This window comes from Paenibacillus pasadenensis (assembly GCF_002864175.1).
In the GTDB taxonomy this organism is placed as follows: domain Bacteria; phylum Bacillota; class Bacilli; order Paenibacillales; family Paenibacillaceae; genus Paenibacillus_O; species Paenibacillus_O pasadenensis.
Window position 1 is genome coordinate 2,599,460 of the sequence record NZ_NFEZ01000004.1, and the last position, 22,779, is coordinate 2,622,238.

Genomic DNA, 22,779 nt, shown 5'->3' on the forward strand with positions numbered 1-22,779 from the left:
AAATAGATCCATATGTGGGATTCCATCAAAGAGTTCGCCGGCGATTTCTTCGTCACGGGCGATCCGCTCATTTACGGCGCGGACGTATCGATCGCGCTCGTCAGCGTCGCGATCGTCTTTGTCCTGACCTACTTCAAGAAATGGAAGTGGCTCTGGACGGAATGGCTGACGACGGTCGACCATAAGAAGATCGGCATCATGTATCTGATCGCGTCGCTGCTCATGCTGTTCCGCGGCGGGGTGGACGCCCTGCTCATGCGCACGCAGCTGGCTTTGCCGGAGGTCGAGTTCCTCCAGGCGGACCACTACAACGCGATCTTCACGACGCACGGCACGATCATGATCCTGTTCATGGCGATGCCGATGATGTTCGCGCTGTTCAACATGGTCGTGCCGCTGCAGCTCGGCGCGCGCGACGTCGCGTTCCCGTTCCTGAACGCGCTCAGCTTCTGGCTGTTCCTGTTCGGCGCGATGCTGTTCAACATCAGCTTCGTCATCGGGGGCTCGCCGGACGCCGGCTGGCTCAGCTATCCGCCGCTCTCCGAGCTCTCAGGCAGTCCGGGCAGAGGCCAGGACTTCTACATCTGGGGCATCCAGATCTCCGGCATCGGCTCCTTGATGACCGGCATCAACTTCATCGTCACGATCCTGAAGATGCGCGCGCCGGGCATGAAGCTCATGAAGATGCCGCTCTTCTCCTGGTCCGTGCTGTCTTCCTGCATCACGATCCTGTTCGCCTTCCCGATCCTGACGGTGACGCTGGCGCTGCTGTTCCTCGACCGCTACTTCGGGGCGCACTTCTTCACGCTGGACGGCGGCGGCATGTCCATGATGTACGTCAACCTCATCTGGATGTGGGGACATCCCGAGGTGTACATCGTCGTCCTGCCGGCGTTCGGCATCTTCTCCGAGATCGTCGCGACGTTCTCGCGCAAGACGATCTTCGGCTACAAGTCGATGGTGTTCGCGATGATGGTCATCAGCGTGCTCAGCTTCTTCACCTGGGTCCATCACTTCTACACGATGGGCTCGAGCGCGGACGTCAACTCCTTCTTCGCCATCTCGACGATGGCGATCGCGATTCCGACCGGGGTCAAGGTGTTCAACTGGCTTTTCACGATGTATCGAGGGCGGATCAGCTTCGAGCTGCCGATGCTGTGGACGATGGGCTTCATTCCCTGCTTCCTCGTCGGCGGCGCGACCGGCGTCATGCTGGCCGTCGCTCCGGCCGACTTCCAGTACCACAACAGCTACTTCCTGATCGCCCACTTCCACCAGGTGCTCATCGGCGGCGTCGTGTTCGGCTATCTCGCCGGCATCTACTACTGGTGGCCGAAGCTGTTCGGCTTCAAGCTCGACGAGAAGCGCGGACGGTGGGGCTTCTGGACGTGGAACATCGGTTTCTACCTGTGCTTCTTCCCGCAGTACTTCCTCGGCCTCGACGGCATGACGCGCCGCGTCTACACGTACGAGTGGGACCGCGGCTGGGCTGCGCTCAACTTCACGAGCACGATCGGCGCGTTCCTGATGGGCCTCGGCTTCATCTTCCAGGTGTGGCAGATCGCCTGGAGCGTGCGCAACGGCCAGCGCGACAAGACCGGCGACATCTGGAACGGCCGCACGCTGGAGTGGTCGATTCCTTCGCCGCCTCCGGCCTACAACTTCGCGGTCGTGCCGCAGGTGCGCAAGGTCGACGACTGGTGGCATGAGAAGGAAGACCGGGCTAAAGGCATCGAGCGGCCGAAGCAGGAACTCGAGCCGATCCACATGCCGAAAAACTCGGGCATCCCGTTCATCATGTCCGGCTTCTGGTTCCTCGTCGGATTCGGCTTCACGTTCGACTGGATCTGGATGGTCATCATCGGCTTCCTGGGCGTGTTCGGCAGCCTGTATGCCCGCTCGTTCACCTATGACGTGGACTATTACATCCCGGTGGACGAAGTCAAGAGAACGGAACAGAAGCTAAGGGGGGCGACGAGATAATGGCGCAGCACATCGTATCGCCTGAAGTGCACGAGCACCATACGCAAGAACAGGAGTCGCTCAAGACAGCCGGATTCTGGCTGTTCCTCGTCTCCGACGTCCTGCTGTTCGGAACGCTGTTCGCGGTCTACGTCGTCCTCGTAGGCCACACGAACGGCGGTCCGACCGGCAAGGAGCTTTTCGAGATTCCGATCTTCGTCGCCTCGACGTTCATCCTGCTCACCTCCAGCTTCACGAGCGGGATCGCGGTGCTGCAGATGCAGGCGAACAAGCTCAAAGGCACGATCTTCTGGCTCGTCATGACGCTGCTGCTCGGCGGGGCGTTCCTCTTCCTCGAGATCGAGGAGTTCATGACGATGGTCCACGAAGGCGCGAACATCGGCACGAGCGCGTTCCTGTCGGCGTTCTTCACGCTGGTCGGCACGCACGGCATCCACGTGACGATGGGCATCTTCTGGTGCATCGGCCTGATCCTGCAGCTGCGCAAGCGCGGCATCACGACCGTCACGAAGCGCAAGATCACGAACTTCAGCCTGTACTGGCACTTCCTCGACGTCATCTGGATCTTCCTCCTCTCGGTCGTCTATCTGATGGGGGTGATGTAAGATGAGCCAGCATTCGTCCAACCATGGCCACGGCCACCACGAGGAGCACAGCCACGGCTCGATGAAGTCGTACTCGATCGGCTTTCTCCTGTCGATCGTGCTGACGATCATTCCGATGGTCGTCGTGTTCAACGGGCTGCTGGAGCGCACCGCCACGCTGCTCGTGATCCTCATTACCGCGGTCGCGCAGCTGCTCGTGCAGCTGATCTTCTTCATGCACATTCGCGAAGCGGATAAGCCGAGGTACAACCTCATGGCGCTCGTGCTCGGCGGGATCATCGTCATTACGATCGTCGCCGGCTCCGTTTGGATCATGTCCTTCAACTCGGTCGTGCAGTAGCAAGCGCGCGTGCGAGCCGCCCGTCTCCGCCAGCCGGAGACGGGCTTTTTCCATAGAGGACGTCCTCGCGGCGGCGCGGCAGGGACGGGCGGAGCCCGGTCTTATTTGGAGCATGGGTGGAGAAGCGCGGGAAGATGTGGTAAGCTGTCAACTAAAGGAAGGATGGGGCGGAAGGATCCACCAGCCACCCTCCAGACAGGAGAAGGCAGCCGCACCGCATCTTAGGGGAAAGGGTACGTTCCATATGAAACGAAAATTTTCCGATCGGGCCAACTGGCGGCGTATCCTGCGCAGAAGCTACACTTGCCTGACGCTTGACGGCGACGACTTCCGAGGTCTCGTCACGTTCTACCGGATCCACGAGCTGCGGGAGCCGCTGTGGAAGGAATACAACGGGCGCCGGCTCTGCCTGGCCGACCGGGGCTATCTCTGGATGCAGCATTTCCCGCGGGGCGAGCATTTCGTCGTCACGACGATGTTCGACGACAAGGGCAAGGTCGTGCAATGGTACATTGACATCTGCAAAACGCAAGGCTTGACCGACCAGCAGGTTCCGTGGTTCGACGACCTGTACCTGGACATCGTCGTGCTGCCGTCGGGCGAAGTGTACCTGATGGACGAGGATGAGCTGGAGGACGCGGTTCTCGGCGGGGACATCACGCGCAAGGAGGCGGCGATGGCCCGCAAGACGGCCGGACGCCTGCTCGCCTCGATCAAGAACGGCCGCTTCCGCTACTTCACGCTCAGCCTCCGCCACCGCAAGACGCTCGCGGAGCGGCTCGGAGAGGTCAGCGAATCATGAGCCGTCCCCCGGGTCCGCCCGCTCCCCGCAAGGGAAGCGGGCTCAAGGACAGCTCTAGCGGACCGGCGCGAAAGGGCGCGGCCGCCGGCAAGCCGAAGGCCGGAAGCAAGCAAAAGGCGGCGGTCCGCGCGAAGCGGCGGCCGACCCGCAAAGCAAGAGGAGGCGGCCTCGCAGGCCGTCTTTTGCGCGTTATGCTGATCGCGCTGTCTGTCGGCGTCCTGGCAAGCGGCTGGCTGCTCTGGCAGATCACCCATTACGATCCTCCGAATCCCGTGCCGCAGCGGCAGGCCGCGATCGTGCTCGGCGCGGCGCTCTGGAACGACCGCCCCAGCCCCGGCCTGCAGGAGAGGCTGGATCAGGCGCTCCGGCTGTACGAGGCGGGGCGGGTGGACAAGCTGATCGTCTCGGGCGGCCTCGACCGCAACGGCTCGAAGCTGACGGAGGCGCAGGGGATGCGGCTCTATCTCGTCGACAAAGGCGTGCCGAAGGAGGATATCCTCCTGGAGAACCGCGCGACGAGCACGTACGAGAATCTCGTGTTCAGCCGCGAGGCAGGGGAGAAGAACGGCCTTTCCTCCTACCTGATCGTCACGCATGAGTACCACGCGCCGCGGGCGCTGGACATGGCCCGCTTCCTCGGCTTCGACGATCCCGTCGTCAGCTCGGTCAAGTCCAAGGTGCTCAGCGCCTCGCGCAACCAGACGCGGGAGGTGCTGGCGTACGGCAAGTGGAAGCTGGACAAGCTGCTGCTGCTGATCGGCCTCAAAGCGCCTTAAATCCGTTCATACCGCTTCTTTGTCCCGAATACGCTTAGGAGAGCGAAACGTACCAGAAGGGACAGTGATGCCGCAGATGAACGGACACGCCGCTTCGGGAGCCAAGGGCTCCCGGCCCTCCCGCCAGATCAATGTCGTGCTGCGCCATCATGAGACGTACGGTCTCGGGGCATCGGCTCCGGCGCTGGCCGGCGTCGATGCGCCTCACGAACCGGCTGCGGCTCTGCCGCGTCCGGCCGCGGTGCCGCCCTCGGCGGACCCTTATCTCGAGATCCAGAAGGAATTGGAGCCTATGGTCGGCATGGAGGGCGTGAAGTCCCTCATCTACGAGATCTATGCTCTGCTGCTGATCAGTCAGATGCGGACCGAAGCCGGCCTCTCCGGAGGCGCTCAGGTGTACCATATGATCTTCAAGGGCAACCCCGGCACCGGCAAGACGACGATCGCCCGCATCGTGGCGAAGCTGTTTCAGAAGATGGGGCTGCTGTCCAAGGGACATCTGATCGAGGTGGAGCGAGCCGATCTCGTGGGCGAGTATATCGGCCATACGGCGCAAAAGACGCGAGATCTCGTCAAAAAGGCGCTCGGCGGCGTGCTGTTCGTCGACGAGGCGTACAGCCTGGCGAGAGGCGGAGAAAAGGACTTCGGCAAGGAAGCGATCGATACGCTCGTCAAGGCGATGGAGGACCATCGCAGCCAGTTCGTGCTCATCCTTGCCGGCTATCCGCTGGAGATCGAGCATTTCCTGATGACGAACCCGGGGCTGCCCTCGCGCTTCCCGATCCAGATCGACTTCCCGGACTATACCGTCGACCAGCTCATCCAGATCGCCGAGCTGATGGCCAAGGACCGCGATTACGCCCTCATGCCGCAGACGGTGTTCAAGCTCAGGACGCATCTGATGCAGGAAAAGACGGCGACGCTGTATTCGTTCAGCAATGCGCGCTACGTGCGCAATCTCATCGAGAAGGCGATCCGCCATCAGGCGGTGAGGCTGCTGAACCAATACGCCTCCTCGAGTCCGGGCAGGCAGGAGCTGATGAGCCTCCGTCCGGAGGATATGCGATGGGACGGCAAAGGAAAGCCGGACGGCTGAGCCGGGCGGCGCGAGAGGCGCGCCCGGAGGGGCCGGCCGCAAGGAGGAATCGGGCTTCGCCGGCTGCGGCCGGCGGGGCTCTTTTCCTGCGGAGTACAACCGAAATGAAGGAGCGGAACTTACAACGATGATGGACAACCTGATGAAGCTCGCCCGCGAGGCCGAGGATAGGATGGAGGCGCGGTTCAAGGAGCTGGACCGCATGGCGGAGGAGAACCAGTGGAAGGTGATCCGGGCCTTTCAAAAATTCCGCGTGAGCGACTTCCACTTCAACGGCTCGACAGGCTACGGCTACAACGACCGCGGACGCGAGGTGCTCGATCTCGTCTATGCGGAGGTGTTCGGCGCGGAGGCGGCGCTCGTGCGGCCGCATTTCGCCTCGGGCACCCATACGATCAGCTGCGCGCTGTTCGGCCTGCTGCGGCCCGGCGACGAGCTGCTGTACCTGACCGGACGGCCGTACGACACGCTGCATAAAGTGATCGGCAAGCCGGGCGACGGCACCGGATCGCTGCAGGACTTCGGCATCGGCTATCGGGAAGCGGCGCTGACGCCGGAGGGCGACGTCGACTGGGAGCTGGCGGAGCGCCTGATCGGACCGAGCACGAAGGTGGTCGGCATCCAGCGCTCGCGCGGCTACGACTGGCGGGCGTCGTTCACCGTCGAGCGGATCGGCGAGATGATCCGGCGGGTAAAGGCGATCAAGCCGGATGTGCTCGTCTTCGTCGACAACTGCTACGGCGAGTTCACCGAGCGGCTGGAGCCGACGCAGGTCGGAGCCGACCTGATCGCCGGCTCGCTCATCAAAAATCCGGGCGGCGGACTCGCGGCGACCGGCGGCTACGTCGCGGGCACGGCCGCGGCCGTGCAGGCGGCGTCGTACCGCCTCACCGCGCCGGGCATCGGCGGGGAGGTCGGCGCGATGCTCGGCACGCTGCGCGCCATGTACCAAGGGCTGTTCCTCGCGCCGCATCTGGTCGGCCAGGCGCTCCGAGGGAGCGTGCTGGCGGCCGGCCTGTTCGAGCGGCTCGGCTTCGAGACGTCGCCGCGCTGGGACGAGCCCCGCACCGACCTCATCCAGGCGATCCGCTTCGGCCGTCCGGAAGCGCTGACGGCGTTCGTGCAGGGCATTCAGGCGGCTGCGGCCGTCGACTCGCATGTCGTGCCCGAGGCATGGGACATGCCGGGCTACGAGCATCCCGTCATCATGGCGGCGGGCTCGTTCATCCAGGGCGGCAGCCTCGAGCTGTCGGCCGACGCGCCGATCCGCGAGCCTTACATCGCCTACATGCAGGGCGGCCTGACCTATGCCCATGTCAAGCTTGGCCTGCTGCAATCGCTGGAGCGTCTGGCCAAGCAGGATATAATTGTAATGTAAACTCACACAAGAACCTCACATCGGTTGACACCTTCATGTCCTGCAGGTACAATAAGCTCATCCCTTATCGAAACTGGAAGGTTGATGTGAACATGGCTGACGATATACGCCGCAATATGGCGCTGTTCCCGATCGGGATCGTAATGAAGCTGACCGACTTGACCGCGCGTCAGATCCGCTACTACGAGCAGCATGAGCTGATCGTGCCGGCGCGGACTTCCGGCAACCAGCGTCTGTTCTCCTTCAACGACGTCGAGCGCCTGCTCGAGATCAAGTCGCTGATCGAGAAGGGCGTGAATATCGCCGGCATCAAGCAGGTCATGAATCCGGTATCCAAGGAATCCGAGGAAGCGACCGTCATGACCGAAATTTCCGAGGTTCGCCGCCGCGAGCTCAGCGACTCGCAGCTCCGCCTGCTGCTCAAGCAGCAGCTGCAGGAGAAGCGCCCCGGCAAGGCTTCCCTCATCCAGGGCCAGCTCAGCCGCTTTTTCAACAACAAACGATAACCGAGTCCTATTCCCGACCACCTACTCTACTGCGAGGAGCCGATATTCGTGAGCTATACGAAAGATGACATCACCCGCATCGCCCAGGAGCAGAACGTCCGCTTCATCCGCCTGCAATTCACCGATCTGCTCGGCACGATCAAAAACGTGGAGATTCCGGTCAGCCAGCTTGAAAAAGCGCTCGACAACAAAATGATGTTTGACGGATCTTCCATCGAAGGTTATGTCCGCATCGAGGAATCCGACATGTACCTGTATCCGGATCTGAGCACCTGGGTCGTTTTCCCCTGGGTGACGCAGGATCGCGTCGCGCGCCTCATCTGCGACATCTACATGCCGGACGGCACGCCGTTCGCGGGCGACCCGCGCGGCATCCTCAAGCGCGCGCTCAAGGAAGCCGAGGAGATGGGCTTCACGGCGATGAACGTCGGTCCGGAGCCGGAATTCTTCCTGTTCAAGACGAACGAAAAAGGCGAGCCGACAACCGAGCTCAACGACCAGGGCGGCTACTTCGACCTGGCGCCGATGGATCTCGGCGAGAACTGCCGCCGCGAGATCGTGCTGACGCTCGAGGAGATGGGCTTCGAGATCGAGGCTTCCCACCACGAGGTGGCTCCGGGACAGCATGAGATCGACTTCAAGTACGCCGACGCGATCAAGGCGGCGGACCAGATCCAGACGTTCAAGCTTGTCGTCAAGACGGTCGCCCGCCAGCACGGCCTGCATGCGACGTTCATGCCCAAGCCGCTGTTCGGCGTGAACGGCTCCGGCATGCACTGCCACCAGTCGCTGTTCCGCGGCAGCGAGAACGCGTTTTATGACGAGAGCGACGCGCTCGGCCTGAGCGCGACGGCGCGCCAGTACATGGCCGGAGTGCTGCGCCATGCGCGCGCGATGGCCGCCATCACCAACCCGACGGTCAACAGCTACAAGCGGCTCGTGCCGGGCTACGAAGCTCCGTGCTACGTCGCTTGGTCGGCGAGCAACCGCAGCCCGATGATCCGCATCCCGGCGTCCCGCGGCCTCAGCACGCGCGTCGAGGTGCGCAATCCGGATCCGGCGGCCAACCCGTACCTGGCGCTGGCGGTCATGCTGAAGGCCGGCCTGGACGGCATCAAGAACAAGTATCCGCTGCCGGCTCCGACCGATCGCAACATCTACGTCATGACCGACGAGGAGCGCCTGGATGAAGGCATCCCGAGCCTGCCGGAAGACCTGCGCGAGGCGCTCACGGAGCTGCTCCGCAGCGAGATCGTCACCGAGGCGCTCGGCGACCATGCGCTGGCCCACTTCTACGAGCTCAAAGAGATCGAATGGGACATGTACAAGACGCAAGTGCATGAGTGGGAGCGCGATCAGTACCTGACGCTGTATTGATGAGGGCTTAGCAAGATGAAGATCATCATCGACGATTTGAACGGCCCCGAGATCCAGGCGCTGATCGCCGAGCATCTGCGCGACATGGCGGACAGCTCTCCGCCGGAGAGCGTCCATGCGCTCGATCTGAGCGGCTTGAAAAAGCCGGAGGTCACCTTTTGGAGCGTGTGGGAGGACGGCGAGCTGCTCGGCTGCGGAGCGCTCAAGCAGCTCGATGCCCGTCACGGAGAGCTGAAGTCGATGCGGACGGCATCCCGTCATCTGCGCAAGGGCGTGGCGCGGGCGCTCGTGGAGCATATCATCGGCGAAGCGCGCCGCCGCGGCTACGAGCGGCTCAGCCTGGAGACCGGCTCGATGGAGTCTTTCTTCCCGGCCCAGAGGCTTTATGCTTCGTTCGGATTCGTCGAATGCGGTCCGTTCGCGAGCTATGTACTGGACCCGAACAGCCTGTTCATGACCAAGGAGCTGGCGTAGGCGGACTCGGCTGCGCGCTTGCGTCAGCCAGCCGCGATGCTTGAAGCAAGCGAATCAGCATGATAAAAAAGAGCGTTGTCCCTTTTGCGGACAACGCTCTTTTTTGGCTTTGCTCAAGGAGCGGAAGGCTCGCCGTCCTCATAGACGACCTCCAGCGCCATGTTTTCGTCATAATTGCCGAAGCCTTTGCCGAACAGCGTCATGCCTCCGCGATGGACGGCATCCTCTTCGACGGACAGACGCAGCGTCCATTCGCGGCGGCGCAGCTCGATATCCTGCAGCCGCACCTCGGACAGCTTGAGTCCGTCCATGAACGTCCCGTCGCCGGTGACGCGCAGCTGCTTGAGCAAGCCGTATTGATTCGTGAACGGCGACCACCATTCGGGCGTGAATTTGCCGGGCCGATCGCCGTAATCGCCGGGGCTTGTCCAGGTGCACAGCTTGACGCCGTTCAGCGTGAAGGTGATGTCCGAAGGGAAGTGGTTGTTCGTCGAGGGCGCCTCCGAAGCGACCTCGAGCGTCAGCGTGAGCTCAAGCGGCCTTTGGCTGGACAGCAGATAGTTCGGCGCTTTGTATTCGACAAAGCCCTTGCCGCCGAACCAGAGGATCGCGGCGGAGATGCGGCCCGGCTCCCAGAAGTAGCGCGGATCGTCGAAGCTGCCGATGACGCTTTCCGTCGTGGCGAGGCCGCATGTCGGCTCGATGCGGAAGTCCGAGTAATGTCCGACCGGCAGCTCGATCCGGTGGCTCTTGCGGCGGACGGGAGGCAGGTCGTCGGCAAACCGGACCTGCAAGGAGCGGGCGGCAGGCTGGCATATTTTCTGCACGCCGCTTTTGCCTGGAACGAGCTCGTAACGGAGCAGTCCCGCTTCGGCAAGCTTGCGCACATGCATCGTCATGATGGCGCTGGACAGGCTGCAGGCGGCCGCCAGCTCCTTGACGTTCATCGGCTTGTCCTGAAGCAGCCGCAGGATGCGCAGCCGGACCGGACTGGCCAGCGCCTCGTAGACAGGCAAGGAAGCCTCGGTCAGGTCAAGCGAGAGATCTTGTTCCATGGAATCGAATCCTTTTCAAGTCATTTTGTCTTCATCGTAAGGAAGCGGCGGATGAAATACAAGCAAGGCCTTGCCGCTGTGCAAAACACGTTGACGGATGGAAAGACGTTCCGTATACTATTCGCGTAGCTATTACTAGATTAATAATAACATTAATTAAAGGAGCGTCAACCATGACCGCAAAAGGCATTTTGAATCTGGACATCCAAAAAGGCAAGATCGACCGAAATGTATACGGGCATTTTTCGGAGCATCTGGGCCGCTGCATCTACGAGGGCCTCTGGGTCGGCGAGGACTCGCCCATTCCGAATACGAACGGCATCCGCAACGATGTCGTGGAAGCGCTTAAACAGATCCGGGTTCCGGTGCTGCGCTGGCCGGGAGGCTGCTTCGCGGACGAGTACCATTGGAAGGACGGCATCGGCTCGCGCGAGAAGCGCAAGCGCATGATCAACACGCATTGGGGCGGCGTTGTCGAGAACAACCATTTCGGGACGCATGAATTCATGGAGCTGTGCCGGCAGATCGGCTGCGAGCCTTACATCAACGGCAACGTCGGCAGCGGCACGGTGCAGGAGATGGCCGAATGGGTGGAGTACCTGACCTTCGAGGGCGTCTCCCCGATGGCGGAGCTGCGCGCGGAAAACGGCCGCGAGGAGCCGTGGAAGGTGGCGTACTTCGGCGTCGGCAACGAGAACTGGGGCTGCGGAGGCAACATGCGGCCGGAGTATTATGCCGATCTGTACCGCCGCTACCAGACCTATGTCCGCAACTACGGCGGCAACCGGATCGAGCGCATCGCTTGCGGCGCGAATTCCGACGACTATCGCTGGACCGAGGTGCTCATGCGCGAGGCGGGACGATTCATGGACGCGCTGACGCTTCATTACTACACGCTGCCGCGCGACAGCTGGCAGGACAAGGGCGACGCGACCGGCTTCGACGAGGCGGAGTGGTTCTCCACGCTCCGGAAGTCGCTCCGCATGGACGAGCTGATCACGCGCCACAGCGCGATCATGGATCAATATGATCCGGATGCCCGAGTGGCGCTCATCGTCGACGAATGGGGAACCTGGTACAACGTCGAGCCGGGCACGAACCCGGGCTTCCTGTATCAGCAGAACACGATCCGCGACGCGCTGGTCGCATCGCTGACGTTCCATATTTTCCACGAGCATAATCGCCGCGTGCGGATGGCGAACATCGCGCAGACGGTCAACGTGCTGCAGGCGGTCGTACTGACGGAGGGAGACAAGGCGCTGCTGACGCCGACTTATCATGTGTTCGACATGTACAAGGTTCATCAGGATGCCGAGCGGCTGGATCTGCAGCTGACGAGCGGCAGCTATCGCTTCGGCGAGGAAGAGATTCCGGCGGTCAGCGGAACGGCGACCCGCGACCAGGAAGGGAACGTCCACATCAGCCTCTGCCATCTCGATCCTCATGCTTCGGCAGAGACGACGCTGTCTCTGCGCGGCCTGCAGGATGGCGGCAGCTGGTCGGGCCTCGTGCTCGCCGGAGACAGCATCGACGCGCACAACACGTTCGAGCATCCGGAGCGCTTGCGTCCGGAGGCGTTCGACGGCTTCAAGCGGCAGGGCGAGGAGCTGGTCGTGACGCTGCCGCCGATGTCGGTCGTGACGCTGAAGCTGAGCGCGCCGGCCCAAGCCTGACGCAGCATGGCCGATACCGACTGCAAGGGCTGCCGGGAAGGCTACCGGGTGACCGAGGCGCAGATGCAGAGGCTGCTTGCGACGTCGGCATTCGCCCCGGACAAGCGGGTCGAGGCGGCGACCTATGAGCGCCGCCTCGAGGCCTGCCGATCGTGCGCGAAGCTGGAGGATGGAGTCACTTGCCGGGCCTGCGGCTGCATCATGCCCGTTGTCGCCTGGCTGCGAGCGCGCGAATGTCCTTTGCCGGGGCAGCGGCGCTGGGCGAGCGAGCCATAGCGGCGACGGGCAGTTAGACGGGAGGAACGGCTCCGGCAGCTTGGACCGGGCGATCGGGCAGGATCGCCGGTTCGGCTGCGGAGCCGTTTTTTTTGCTGCCGTCCTTCCGGTCTATCGCTCTCGACGTCCGCATATGCTGAGTCCGAGAGAATCGGCAACGGAAGGGAGTGACATGCATGAGCTCGTCCCGCAGGCGGGTCCCGCCCGGACCGCTGCCGCCATCGGCGCTATCCCGAACGGCCGGCGTCATGCTGCCGCTGTACCGGGAGTTCCTGCGCAGCAGGAAGTTCGCCGAACGCTGGTGCGAAGCGGTGCGCGAGGCGGATCTCGACACGCTGCTGAAGCTGCTCGGCCGGTTCGTGCCGCGCCGGGACATCCAATCGTTCAGCACGAACGGCATCGGCTTTTTCGCGGATGTGCGGGTCGCGGAGCCGTTCGGGCATTATACCAACGCGACGACGATCGTGCCCGGCATGGCGCAGTTCACCTTTCAGCCGGAAGCGCTGCGGCTCATCAGCCGTGCGATCCTGCCGCTTTATCGGAGGCTGTCGTCGAATCCGGCCTATGCGCGGCTGGTCGCGCTGGCGGTCAGCCGCAGCGACGAGGGGAGGCTGAAGCGCCTCGTGCTGCCTTATGCCCGAAGCCGCTATCTTGCCGGCATCCATATCGAGAGCGCGGGCTTTTATATGAGCTTCAAGCTGCCGGGAAGCCGCCTCGTCTATGTGAATGAATTTTTCCAGGAGAAGCTTCGTTGAACGCCGCCTCGGCATCGCGAAAAACGAGAACCTTTGACAAAAAAGCGCGCACTCTGTCGGAGTGCGCGCTTCGTTGAATAAGGGCGGAAGCGGCTGGGTAATGAAGGAAACTCGGCGCCGTCAGGCCTCTCGGGACGAGCGGCCGGAAAAGGGCGGACAAGCTCAGTGGATGTCGCGGAACAATCCGATCACCTTGCCGAGGATGCTGACATTTTTGAGCCGGATCGGCTCCATCGAGGCATTTTCGGGCTGCAGGCGGATGTGGTCCTTCTCTTTGTAGAAGGTCTTGACGGTGGCCTCGTCATCCTCCGTCATCGCGACGACGATGTCGCCGTTGGTCGCGGAGGACTGCTGGCGGACGATGACGTAATCGCCGCTATGTATGCCGGCCTCGATCATGCTGTCGCCGATGACGCTGAGCATGAACACGTCATGGTCGCCGACGAAATGGGCCGGGAGGGGGAAGTACTCCTCGATGTTCTCCGTAGCGGTGATCGGCATGCCGGCCGTGACCTTGCCGACGACCGGAATCTTGCTGACCGCGGTCGGGAAGGGCAGCTCCGTCGGGGAATCGCCGTCAAGGATCTCGATCGCGCGCGGCTTGGTCGGGTCGCGGCGGATCAGGCCTTTCTTCTCCAGGCGGTCGAGATGGCCGTGGACGGTCGAGCTGGATGCCAGCCCTACCGCTTCGCCGATCTCGCGGACCGAAGGCGGGTATCCCTTGTCGCGGACTTCGTTTTTGATGAAGTCGAGAATCGCCTGCTGGCGGTTGGACACTTTAGACATCGCACTCACTCCAAGAATAGGTATAGTAGACCATACGCGTTTTCAAAAGTATACCACAGAACCCGAGTTCGTACAAACATAAGTTCGAGAAACAGCTGTTCGCCCGATCGATCGCAGGAAAGGGAACAAATGTTCCAAAATGCCGTTGACGGAAACAAGCGTTCGTGCTAATCTGAAGCCAGAACAAATGTTTGGGGAGTGGATCTCATGTTGACATTATCGGGATACAGCAGTCCAAAACAAGCCGCATCTTCGCCGTGCGACGGCGGGCTCTCGCCCATGACCTCCGAAATGGACCGCGCCGCGAGCCAGCTCCGCCGCGCATCCTCTGCCCGTGCCGGCGCCGGGCCGCGGCGTGCCGCCGCGAGCCGCGAGCGGGCTTCGTTCCGGCCGGCTTCCTCATGGACGGTCCGCCGCCTGCTGCCGTGGACGGTCTCGGCGCTGCTGCTTGTCCTGCTTCTCGTCAGCCTCTGGGGCGTCGGCGGAGCCGAGGGAGCCGAGATCGCTCCGGCAGGACCGGACGAAGGAACCGTAGTCGTGACCGCCGGCGATACGCTCTGGTCGATCGCCTCCGCTCATGCCATCGCCGCCGATACCCGGGAGGGCGTCTACCGCCTACAGAAGCGCAACGGCCTCGCTTCCCCGTCGATCGAGCCAGGCGACACGCTCATCATTCCGGCTACCCGCTGACCTTCAGCCTATGCTGCGGCCTCCCCCCATAATGAGAGACTCCCCATTCAGCCCTCCGGCCTCCGCCTGAGGGCCGGGCTGCTTTCTTGACATGTCTTCCCTCATCGTTCAAAGTGAGAAGGAAAAGCATTTTTCGGTCGAGGGGGGAGGAATCGGAAGTGGATATCAATGCGCTGATCAACCGGATCAACGAGCTGTCCCGCAAGGATAAGACGATCGGACTCACGCCCGATGAAGTCATAGAGCGCACCCGCCTGCGCAAGGAATACCTGGACAATTTCAAGCGCAATTTCAGGCAGCAGCTGGACAGCATCGAATGGACGGACGGACCGGAAAGGGAGAAGGAGGAATAGCATGGAATACCGTCTTCTTGGCCGCAGCGGCCTCGTCGTCTCGGAGCTGTGCCTCGGGACGATGACGTTCGGCCATACCGCGTCGGAATCCGACAGCGCGCGCATGATCGAGGAATTCCGCGAGCAGGGCGGGAACTTCCTCGATACCGCGAACGTATATGTGCAGGGCCGCTCGGAGGAGATCGTCGGACGCGCGATCAAGCCGTATCGGGACGAGATCGTGCTCGCGACGAAGGTGCGGATGCGCACCGAGCCCCATGTCAACGGCGTCGGCTTGTCCCGCAAGCATATCGTGCAGAACGTAGAGGCAAGCTTGAAGCGGCTCGGCACGGACTATATCGATCTTTATCAGGTGCATGTGTGGGACCGCCTCACTCCGCTCGACGAGACGCTGCGCGCGCTCGACGATCTCGTGGCCGCCGGCAAGGTGCGCTACATCGGCTGCTCCAACTATCTCGCCTGGCAGATGATGAAGGCGCTCTCCATCAGCGATGCGAGGGGATGGTCGCGCTTCGTAAGCGTGCAGCCTCAATACAGCCTCGCCTGCCGGGACATCGAGCGCGAGCTGGTGTCGCTCAGCCTGGAGGAGAATGTCGGCATCATTCCGTGGGCGCCGCTTGCAGGGGGCTTCCTGACCGGCCGCTACGGCAAGGATAAGCCGGCGGAAGGCCGGCTGTCTCGTCCGTCGGGAGAGAGCGCATGGGAGCTGCGGGCGACCGACCGCAACTTCGCCATCCTGGACAAGCTTCAGGAGATCGCCGAGGCGGCGGGGCGGACCCCGGCCCAGACGGCGCTGCGCTGGCTTATCCAGGCGCCCGGCGTCGTCTCGCCGATCTTCGGCGCCAGCACGCTGGAGCAGTTCCGCGACAACATGGGCGCCGCGGGCTGGACGCTGCCGCCGGACGCCTGGTCGGAGCTGGACGAGGCGAGCCGCCTGCCGGACGATTATCCGACGCGCTTCATCCGCAAGTTCGAACGCGGCCTGATCCCGGCCGAATGACGAGCGGGCCGCGCGCGGCCCTCTTCAACGAGTAGAAAAGAATTCTAGATGGAGGTCATCCGATTTGTCACGCTCCTGGGAACGCAAGGTGCGCCGGAATTCGGCGCAGCTCAACAAGAATTTGAAAAAAAGAGGCATCGATCCGATCGCGGCGAAAAGCTCTGCCGCCAGCTCGAGCGCGACGACGCGCTTCAAGGGCCGCAACTTCATCTCGCCGATCCTGCTGCTGCTGTTCGTCGGCGCCTATACGCTGCTGATGCCGATGCAGGATCAGGGAGACGGCACGAGCCAGACGATGAACTGGTTTGTCGTCGCCGCATACGCGTTCCTCGCGCTGATGTTCTTCGTGCGGCGCCCGTACCTGCAGGTCGGAGCGGATCATGTGCAGACTCGCCGCATGATGGGGGACAAGCGTCTTGGCAAGGATGAGATCAAAAGCATCATGGTGCAAAAGGGATATGTCGTCATCCAGCCGGCCAAAGGCGGCAACTGGGTGTTCTCGCGCTTGATGAACCGCTATCCGGTCGAGCAGATGGGCGAACGGCTGGAGAAGCTGGCTGCGGCGCACGGCATTCCTTTCCAAAAAAGCTAGCCTAGACAATTCGGACGAGTGCCGGGGGGAGACGGGAACATGGCGAAACAAGCGGTTCTATTCGATTTGGACGATACGCTGCTCTGGGACGAGCGCAGCGTGGAGGAGGCCTTCCGCGCCACATGCGAGCTCGCCGAGGCGAAGCGGGGAGTCGATCCCGCCAGCCTGGAGCGGGCGGTTCGCGAGGCGGCGCGGGAGCTGTACAGCTCCTTTGAGACGTTTGAGTTTACCAAAAGCATCGGCATCAACCCGTTCGAGGGGCTCTGGGCGCGCTTCAGCGGCGGCGAGCATGAGTCGTTCCGCAAGCTGGAGCAGCTCGCGCCGAGCTACCGTCGGGAATCGTGGACGCGCGGTCTGGCCGCGCTCGGCGTGGACGATCCGGAGCTCGGAGCCGAGCTGGCGGAGAAGTTCCCCGAGGAGCGGCGCAAGCGCCCGATCGTGTATGAGGAGACGTTCGAGGTGCTGGACGCGCTCAAAGGCAAGTACAAGCTGCTGCTGCTGACGAATGGCACGCCGGATCTGCAGGAGGAGAAGCTGCTCGGCGTGCCGGAGCTGACTCCTTATTTCGACGAGATCGTCATCAGCGGCAACTATGGCATCGGCAAGCCGGACGCCAGCCTGTTCCGCCATGCGCTGGAGCTCATCGGCGTGCAGCCCGAGGATGCGGTCATGGTCGGCGACAAGCTGACGACGGATATCCTCGGCGCCAATACGATCGGTATGACGAGCATCTGGGTCAATCGCGACGGCAAGACGCGCTCGGACGAAATCGTGCCGCAGCATGAGATCTCGCGGCTCGACCAGCTGCTTCAGCTGCTCGGCTGAGGGAAGTGCCATGCGGACCTGCGGGTCCGCAATGCCGTTCGACCGCACGAGTCCAATGGGCCGCATGGGCCGGCGGGACTCATGCGGCCGCGGCGGGCGGCCCTCCGAGCCGCCCGATTCCATCGCACAGCAAAAGCGCCTGCTCCGCAAGGGAGCAGGCGCTTTTTCATCGTTGTGCCGCAGGAATGGAATCAGGCCTTTTGAAACTCCGGATCGGAGTAGTCATGCGCGATCCAGCCGTCCTTCTCGATGAACAGGCGCACGGCGACGATCTTGCGGTTGTCCATCAGCGTGAAGAAATGGGGCTTGTTCTCCGGTACGGAGATGACATCGCCCGCCTCGAGCTCGACGTCGAAGTAGCCGACATCGTCCGTGCCCTTGATGATGAAGATGCCGCGTCCGGCCGTAATGGCGCGGATCTCGTCCTCGGTATGCGTATGGACGTTCTCGAACTTGGCGAGCAGCTCCTCGATGTTCGGCGTCGCCTCGGACAGCGTGATGATGTCCCAGATCTGATAGCCGCGGCGGCTTGCCAGATCGCGGATCTCGGCATCGTACGTCTCGAGGATGCGGGCTTTCTCCTCATCGGTCAGGACGAACTTCTCGCGCAGCGATTCGTCCAGCTTGTCCGGATTCCAATGCTCGTACAGCACTTCCTGCGAATCCAAAAATGCTTTGACCTGCTCCTCGCCGGAGATGCGCTCGTCCGTATTGCGGATGCGAATTTCAGCCATGGCTAATTCCCTCTTTTCCTATGGGCATGTATTGGATAAGCTTATACCCTCTATTATAAATCAACTTGCACAGCTTGTCGATGAGAGTTCTTTTCACTCGGCTCTTCTTCTGCTACACTAAACGGTAATGATTTTTGGGGGGAAGGGTGTAGAGAATTGTCGAAGCCGACTTTGCATGAAATGCTGGAAAAGCGCATCCTGATCATGGACGGAGCGATGGGCACGATGATCCAGCAGGCGGACCTCCGTCCCGAGGATTTTGGCGGCGAGGAGCTCGACGGCTGCAACGAGATGCTCGTGCTGACGCGTCCGGACGTCATCCGATCCATCCATGAGCAGTACCTCGAGGCGGGCGCGGATCTGATCGAGACGAACACGTTCGGCGGAGCCAGCATCGTGCTGGCCGAGTACGACATTCCCGAAAAGGCGCGCGAGATCAATCTGGCCGCCGCCCGGATCGCCCGCCAGGCGGCGGATCGCTTCAGCACGCCGGAGCATCCCCGCTTCGTCGTCGGCGCGATCGGGCCGACGACGAAAACGCTGTCGGTGACCGGCGGCGTCACCTTCGACGGCCTCGTCGAGAGCTACCGCGAGCAGGCGCTCGCGCTGATCGAAGGCGGCGTCGACGCGATGCTGCTGGAGACGAGCCAGGATACGCTCAACGTCAAGGCCGGCAGCATCGCCATCCGCGAAGCGTACGAGCTGGCGGGCGTGAAGCTGCCGCTCATGATCTCGGGCACGATCGAGCCGATGGGCACGACGCTGGCCGGTCAGAACATCGAGTCGTTCTACATCTCGCTGGAGCATCTGGAGCCGATCTCGATCGGCCTCAACTGCGCGACGGGACCGGAGTTCATGCGCGACCATATCCGTACGCTGAGCGACATCGCCCATGCGGCGATCAGCTGCTATCCGAACGCCGGCCTGCCGGACGAGAACGGCCAGTACCATGAATCGCCGCAGTCGCTCGCGCTTAAGATGGGCGCCTTCGCCGAGCGCGGCTGGCTCAACATCGCCGGCGGCTGCTGCGGCACGACGCCGGCCCATATCCGCGCGCTGGCGGAGACGATGGCCGGCTACGCCCCCCGGCAGCGCAAAGGCTCGCACGCCCCGGCCGTGTCCGGCATCGAGACGGTCTACATCGAGCCGGACAACCGGCCCTACATGGTCGGCGAGCGCACGAACGTGCTCGGCTCCCGCAAGTTCAAGCGGCTGATCGTCGAGGGCAAGTACGAGGAGGCGGCGGAAATCGCCCGCGCCCAGGTCAAGAAAGGCGCGCATGTCATCGACGTCTGCCTGCAGGACCCGGATCGCGACGAAAGCGAGGACATGCGGCGCTTCCTGGAAATCGTCGTCAAGCTCGTCAAGGCGCCGCTCGTCATCGACACGACCGATCCTGCCGTCATCGAGCTGTCGCTCAAGTACTCGCAGGGCAAGGCGATCATCAACTCGATCAACCTGGAGGACGGGGAAGAGAAGTTCGAGGCGGTCGTGCCGATCCTGCACAAGTACGGCGGCGCCGTCGTCGTCGGCACGATTGACGAGCGCGGCCAGGCGATCAAGCGGGAGGACAAGCTGGCGGTCGCGCAGCGCTCCTACGACCTGCTCGTCGGCAAGTACGGGCTGCAGCCGGAGGACATCATTTTCGATCCGCTCATGTTCCCCGTCGGCACCGGCGACGAGCAGTACATCGGCTCCGCCGAGGAGACCGTCGAGGGCATCCGGCTCATCAAGCAGGCGATGCCGCGCTGCCATACGATCCTCGGCATCAGCAACATCAGCTTCGGCTTGCCGGAGGCCGGCCGCGAGGTGCTGAACTCCGTCTACCTATACGAATGCACCAAGGCGGGCCTCGACTACGCGATCGTCAACACGGAGAAGCTTGAGCGCTACGCTTCGATCCCCGAGCATGAGCGCAAGCTGGCGGAGGATCTCATCTACCGGACGAACGACGAGACGCTCGCCGCCTTCGTCGCCGCCTTCCGCGAGAAGAAGGTCGAGCGGAAGGAGAAGAAATCGAGCCTGCCGCTCGACGAGCGCCTCGCGTCCTATGTGGTGGAGGGGACGAAGGAAGGGCTGTTCGCCGACCTCGACGAAGCGCTGCTCGCGCAGGCTCCGCTCGAGATCATCAACGGTCCGCTCATGAAGGGCATGGACGAGGTCGGCCGGCTGTTCAACAACAACGAGCTGATCGTAGCCGAGGTGCTGCAGAGCGCGGAGGTGATGAAGGCGTCGGTCGCCCATCTGGAGCCGTTCATGGAGAAGAACGAGTCGTCGGTCAAGGGCAAGATCATCCTGGCGACCGTCAAGGGCGACGTGCACGACATCGGCAAGAACCTCGTCGAGATTATTCTTGCCAATAACGGGTATCATATCGTAAACCTGGGCATCAAGGTGCCGCCGGAGCAGCTGATCGAAGCGCAGCGCCGGGAAAAGGCCGATGCGATCGGCCTCTCCGGCCTGCTCGTCAAGTCGGCTCAGCAGATGGTCGTCACCGCGCAGGATCTCCGGAACGCGGAGATCGACGTGCCGATCCTTGTCGGCGGCGCGGCGCTGACCCGCAAGTTCACGAAAACCCGGATCGGACCGGAGTACGACGGCCTCGTCCTGTATGCCAAGGATGCGATGGACGGCCTCGACATCGCCAACAAGCTGATGAACAAGGAGCACCGCGCGGCGCTCGAAGCCGAGCATGCGGAGCAGAAGGCGTCCGGAGCGGTCGCCGTCGAGGAAAAGCCGCAACTGCCGCAACTGACGCGCGCGGTCCGCAGCAAAATTTCGCAGGACGCGCCGGTATTCGTGCCTCCGGATCTGGAGCGCCATATCCTCCGCAGCGTGCCGATTCCGCAAATCGTGCCGTATGTGAACATGCAGATGCTGCTCGGCCACCATCTCGGCGTGCGCGGCAAGGTCGAGGAGCTGCTCGCGCAGCGGGACGAAAAGGTCGTCGCGCTCAAGGAGACCGTCGACGGCATTCTCGCCGAAGCGGCGCGGGACGGCATCATCCAGGCGCATGGCATGTACCGGTTCTTCCCGGCGCAATCGGACGGAAACGATATCGTCGTTTATGATCCTCAGGACCAAGCGACGGTGCTGAAGCGCTTCAGCTTCCCGCGCCAGCAGGTGGAGCCTCATCTTTGCCTCGCCGACTATTTGCGCAGCGTCGAGAGCGGCGAGATGGACTACGTCGGCTTCCTCGTCGTGACGGCGGGAGCGGGTGTGCGGGATTTGGCGGGCGAGTGGAAGGACAAGGGCGACTACCTGCGCTCCCATGCGCTGCAAGCGGTGGCGCTCGAGGTGGCCGAGGGACTCGCCGAACGCGTCCATCATATGATGCGCGACGTCTGGGGCTACCCCGATTCGCCGGAGATGACGATGAAGCAGCGGCATGGAGCGCGCTACCAGGGCATCCGCGTGTCGTTCGGCTATCCGGCTTGTCCGAATCTCGAGGATCAGGGGCCGCTGTTCGAGCTGATGCATCCGGAGGACATCGGCGTCGAGCTGACCGAGGGCTTCATGATGGAGCCGGAGGCTTCGGTTTCCGCCATGGTGTTCGCGCATCCGGAAGCGCAGTACTTCAACGTAGACAAAGCTTGAGCCGAAACCAAGGCGAGCCGCTTGCGGACGCATCCGGAGGGAAGGAAAGGAGGGGGGAGCGATGGAGCTGACGTTTCTAGGCACGGGGGCGGGAAGGCCGTCGCGGCAGCGCAACGTCACCGCCATGGCGCTGACGCTGCCTCCGCCTCGCTGCTCGGCATGGCTGTTTGATTGCGGGGAGGCGACGCAGCATCAGCTCATGAACACGCCGATCAAGATCAGCCGGATCGAAGCCGTGTTCATCACGCATCTGCACGGCGATCATGTAAACGGCTTGCCCGGCCTGCTGAGCAGCCGCTCCTACCATCCCGGGGCCGGGCCGCTGCGCCTGTTCGGGCCGACGGGGCTCAAAGCCTATCTCGAGGCCGTCTTCAGCGCGACCTACTCGCATCTGGAGTACGAGCTGATCGTAACCGAGCTGGTCGAAGGCGTCGTTTATGAAGAGGACGATTACACGGTAGAGGCGTATCCGCTGCAGCATCGGGTTCCTTGCTGGGGCTACCGCCTTACGGAAAAAGACCGCCCGGGAGCGCTGGACGCCGAGAAGGCGCGCGCGCTCGGCGTCCCGTTCGGCCCGCTGCTCGGCCAGCTCAAAAACGGCCGCGACGTTCGCCTGCCGGACGGGCGGACCGTGCGCAGCTCGGACGTGACGGCTCCCGACCGCAAAGGCCGGGTCATCACGATCCTCGGCGACACGGTGCCCTGCGATAACATCGCGCGGCTCGCGGCGAACGCCGACCTGCTCGTGCACGAGGCGACGTTCCAGGGCGACATGGCCGAGAAAGCCGCCGCCTACGGGCATTCGACGACGCTGCAGGCGGCGGAGGCGGCGCGGCAGGCCGGGGCGAAGCGGCTGTACATGACGCATTTCAGCAGCCGCTACCGCGACGAGGACATGGACGGCCTCGTCGCCGAGGCGCGGACGCTGTTCCCGGAAAGCTATGCGGGAGCGGATCTGCTTGCGATCGAAGTGCCGAGGCCCGGGGAGCCGGAGACGGACGGGACCTGCTGAGCGAGCCTTCCGGCCTTGCGGCGCAGCTTGAAGCGATTGATGTCGGCTTCCTTCGGGGAGCCGATTTTTTTGCCTTTCCTCCGTTCGAACCCCG

23 protein-coding genes are annotated in these 22,779 nt (G+C 62.9%); 20 read left to right on the forward strand and 3 right to left on the reverse strand.

All coding sequences use genetic code 11. From position 1 onward, the window contains the following. Nucleotides 1–12: 12 nt before the first annotated feature. The 10 genes from B8V81_RS20755 to B8V81_RS20800 all read left to right on the forward strand — a co-directional run bounded on the left by B8V81_RS20755 (nucleotide 13) and on the right by B8V81_RS20800 (nucleotide 9,337). The gene (locus tag B8V81_RS20755) at nucleotides 13–1,983 is read left to right on the forward strand and encodes a cbb3-type cytochrome c oxidase subunit I (protein WP_028598358.1); all 1,971 of its coding nucleotides are present in this window, start codon (nucleotides 13–15) and stop codon (nucleotides 1,981–1,983) included. Beyond that, on the forward strand, nucleotides 1,983–2,588 hold the full coding sequence (locus B8V81_RS20760) for a cytochrome c oxidase subunit 3 (protein WP_028598357.1): 606 nt from the start codon (nucleotides 1,983–1,985) through the stop codon (nucleotides 2,586–2,588). The genes B8V81_RS20755 and B8V81_RS20760 overlap by 1 nt, the downstream gene beginning before the upstream one ends. Nucleotide 2,589: 1 nt before the next feature. Further along, entirely contained in the window at nucleotides 2,590–2,928 is a 339-nt protein-coding gene (cyoD, locus tag B8V81_RS20765; RefSeq protein WP_028598356.1) for a cytochrome o ubiquinol oxidase subunit IV, read from the forward strand. Nucleotides 2,929–3,172: 244 nt separating this feature from the next. Then, a complete protein-coding gene (locus B8V81_RS20770; RefSeq protein WP_028598355.1) occupies nucleotides 3,173–3,730 on the forward strand; it encodes a ribonuclease FAU-1 family protein in 558 nt (185 codons plus the stop codon). Further along, nucleotides 3,727–4,506, forward strand: a complete 780-nt coding sequence (locus B8V81_RS20775; RefSeq protein WP_228551448.1) for a YdcF family protein — start codon at nucleotides 3,727–3,729, stop codon at nucleotides 4,504–4,506. The genes B8V81_RS20770 and B8V81_RS20775 overlap by 4 nt, the downstream gene beginning before the upstream one ends. Before the next feature lie 76 nt (nucleotides 4,507–4,582). Then, nucleotides 4,583–5,602 carry an AAA family ATPase gene (locus B8V81_RS20780; RefSeq protein WP_028598354.1) on the forward strand — a complete coding sequence of 340 codons (1,020 nt, stop codon included), beginning with the start codon at nucleotides 4,583–4,585 and terminating at the stop codon, nucleotides 5,600–5,602. Nucleotides 5,603–5,729: 127 nt separating this feature from the next. Then, the gene (locus tag B8V81_RS20785) at nucleotides 5,730–6,980 is read left to right on the forward strand and encodes a methionine gamma-lyase family protein (RefSeq protein WP_028598353.1); all 1,251 of its coding nucleotides are present in this window, start codon (nucleotides 5,730–5,732) and stop codon (nucleotides 6,978–6,980) included. 92 nt (nucleotides 6,981–7,072) lie between these two features. Continuing rightward, nucleotides 7,073–7,486, forward strand: coding sequence for a MerR family transcriptional regulator (locus B8V81_RS20790; protein ID WP_028598352.1), 414 nt, complete (start codon nucleotides 7,073–7,075; stop codon nucleotides 7,484–7,486). A gap of 48 nt (nucleotides 7,487–7,534) precedes the next feature. Further along, on the forward strand, nucleotides 7,535–8,863 hold the full coding sequence (gene glnA, locus B8V81_RS20795; RefSeq protein ID WP_028598351.1) for a type I glutamate--ammonia ligase: 1,329 nt from the start codon (nucleotides 7,535–7,537) through the stop codon (nucleotides 8,861–8,863). 15 nt (nucleotides 8,864–8,878) lie between these two features. Next, nucleotides 8,879–9,337 carry a GNAT family N-acetyltransferase gene (locus tag B8V81_RS20800; RefSeq protein WP_028597638.1) on the forward strand — a complete coding sequence of 153 codons (459 nt, stop codon included), beginning with the start codon at nucleotides 8,879–8,881 and terminating at the stop codon, nucleotides 9,335–9,337. Nucleotides 9,338–9,450: 113 nt separating this feature from the next. Here the strand turns inward: B8V81_RS20800 and B8V81_RS20805 are convergent, their stop codons facing one another. Continuing rightward, on the reverse strand, nucleotides 9,451–10,392 hold the full coding sequence (locus tag B8V81_RS20805) for an ArsR/SmtB family transcription factor (RefSeq protein ID WP_028597639.1): 942 nt from the start codon (nucleotides 10,390–10,392) through the stop codon (nucleotides 9,451–9,453). A gap of 173 nt (nucleotides 10,393–10,565) precedes the next feature. Here B8V81_RS20805 and B8V81_RS20810 point away from each other — a divergent pair, with 173 nt between their 5' ends. The 3 genes from B8V81_RS20810 (at nucleotide 10,566) to B8V81_RS20820 (ending at nucleotide 13,096) form a co-directional block, all read left to right on the forward strand. Then, complete coding sequence (locus tag B8V81_RS20810) at nucleotides 10,566–12,065, forward strand: alpha-N-arabinofuranosidase (protein WP_028597640.1); 1,500 nt, start codon at nucleotides 10,566–10,568, stop codon at nucleotides 12,063–12,065. 63 nt (nucleotides 12,066–12,128) lie between these two features. After that, nucleotides 12,129–12,341 (forward strand): DUF6171 family protein, encoded by a 213-nt coding sequence (locus tag B8V81_RS25550; protein ID WP_240478946.1) that lies wholly within the window; start codon nucleotides 12,129–12,131, stop codon nucleotides 12,339–12,341. A 176-nt stretch (nucleotides 12,342–12,517) separates the two neighbouring features. Then, nucleotides 12,518–13,096 (forward strand): hypothetical protein, encoded by a 579-nt coding sequence (locus B8V81_RS20820; protein ID WP_052332980.1) that lies wholly within the window; start codon nucleotides 12,518–12,520, stop codon nucleotides 13,094–13,096. 162 nt (nucleotides 13,097–13,258) lie between these two features. Here B8V81_RS20820 and lexA read toward each other — a convergent pair whose 3' ends face one another. Then, on the reverse strand, nucleotides 13,259–13,882 hold the full coding sequence (gene lexA, locus B8V81_RS20825; RefSeq protein WP_028597642.1) for a transcriptional repressor LexA: 624 nt from the start codon (nucleotides 13,880–13,882) through the stop codon (nucleotides 13,259–13,261). 279 nt (nucleotides 13,883–14,161) lie between these two features. On the opposite strand from lexA, the gene B8V81_RS20830 reads away from it, so the two are divergent. The 5 genes from B8V81_RS20830 (at nucleotide 14,162) to B8V81_RS20850 (ending at nucleotide 17,342) form a co-directional block, all read left to right on the forward strand. After that, nucleotides 14,162–14,572: a LysM peptidoglycan-binding domain-containing protein gene (locus B8V81_RS20830; RefSeq protein WP_180968500.1), complete on the forward strand. Its 411-nt coding sequence runs from the start codon at nucleotides 14,162–14,164 to the stop codon at nucleotides 14,570–14,572. Between the two features lie 158 nt (nucleotides 14,573–14,730). After that, on the forward strand, nucleotides 14,731–14,925 hold the full coding sequence (locus B8V81_RS20835) for a DUF896 domain-containing protein (protein WP_101809107.1): 195 nt from the start codon (nucleotides 14,731–14,733) through the stop codon (nucleotides 14,923–14,925). A gap of 1 nt (nucleotide 14,926) precedes the next feature. Next, nucleotides 14,927–15,925, forward strand: coding sequence for an aldo/keto reductase (locus B8V81_RS20840; RefSeq protein WP_101809108.1), 999 nt, complete (start codon nucleotides 14,927–14,929; stop codon nucleotides 15,923–15,925). A 64-nt stretch (nucleotides 15,926–15,989) separates the two neighbouring features. Continuing rightward, the gene (locus tag B8V81_RS20845; protein ID WP_101809109.1) at nucleotides 15,990–16,517 is read left to right on the forward strand and encodes a hypothetical protein; all 528 of its coding nucleotides are present in this window, start codon (nucleotides 15,990–15,992) and stop codon (nucleotides 16,515–16,517) included. Between the two features lie 39 nt (nucleotides 16,518–16,556). Then, nucleotides 16,557–17,342: an HAD family hydrolase gene (locus B8V81_RS20850; protein WP_101809110.1), complete on the forward strand. Its 786-nt coding sequence runs from the start codon at nucleotides 16,557–16,559 to the stop codon at nucleotides 17,340–17,342. Nucleotides 17,343–17,533: 191 nt separating this feature from the next. On the opposite strand, the gene B8V81_RS20855 is transcribed toward B8V81_RS20850, so the two are convergent. Beyond that, nucleotides 17,534–18,076 carry a 1,2-dihydroxy-3-keto-5-methylthiopentene dioxygenase gene (locus B8V81_RS20855; protein ID WP_028597647.1) on the reverse strand — a complete coding sequence of 181 codons (543 nt, stop codon included), beginning with the start codon at nucleotides 18,074–18,076 and terminating at the stop codon, nucleotides 17,534–17,536. 156 nt (nucleotides 18,077–18,232) lie between these two features. Here B8V81_RS20855 and metH point away from each other — a divergent pair, with 156 nt between their 5' ends. Beyond that, nucleotides 18,233–21,673: a methionine synthase gene (metH, locus tag B8V81_RS20860; protein WP_101809111.1), complete on the forward strand. Its 3,441-nt coding sequence runs from the start codon at nucleotides 18,233–18,235 to the stop codon at nucleotides 21,671–21,673. A gap of 61 nt (nucleotides 21,674–21,734) precedes the next feature. Then, on the forward strand, nucleotides 21,735–22,685 hold the full coding sequence (rnz, locus tag B8V81_RS20865; protein ID WP_028597649.1) for a ribonuclease Z: 951 nt from the start codon (nucleotides 21,735–21,737) through the stop codon (nucleotides 22,683–22,685). Nucleotides 22,686–22,779: the final 94 nt, after the last annotated feature.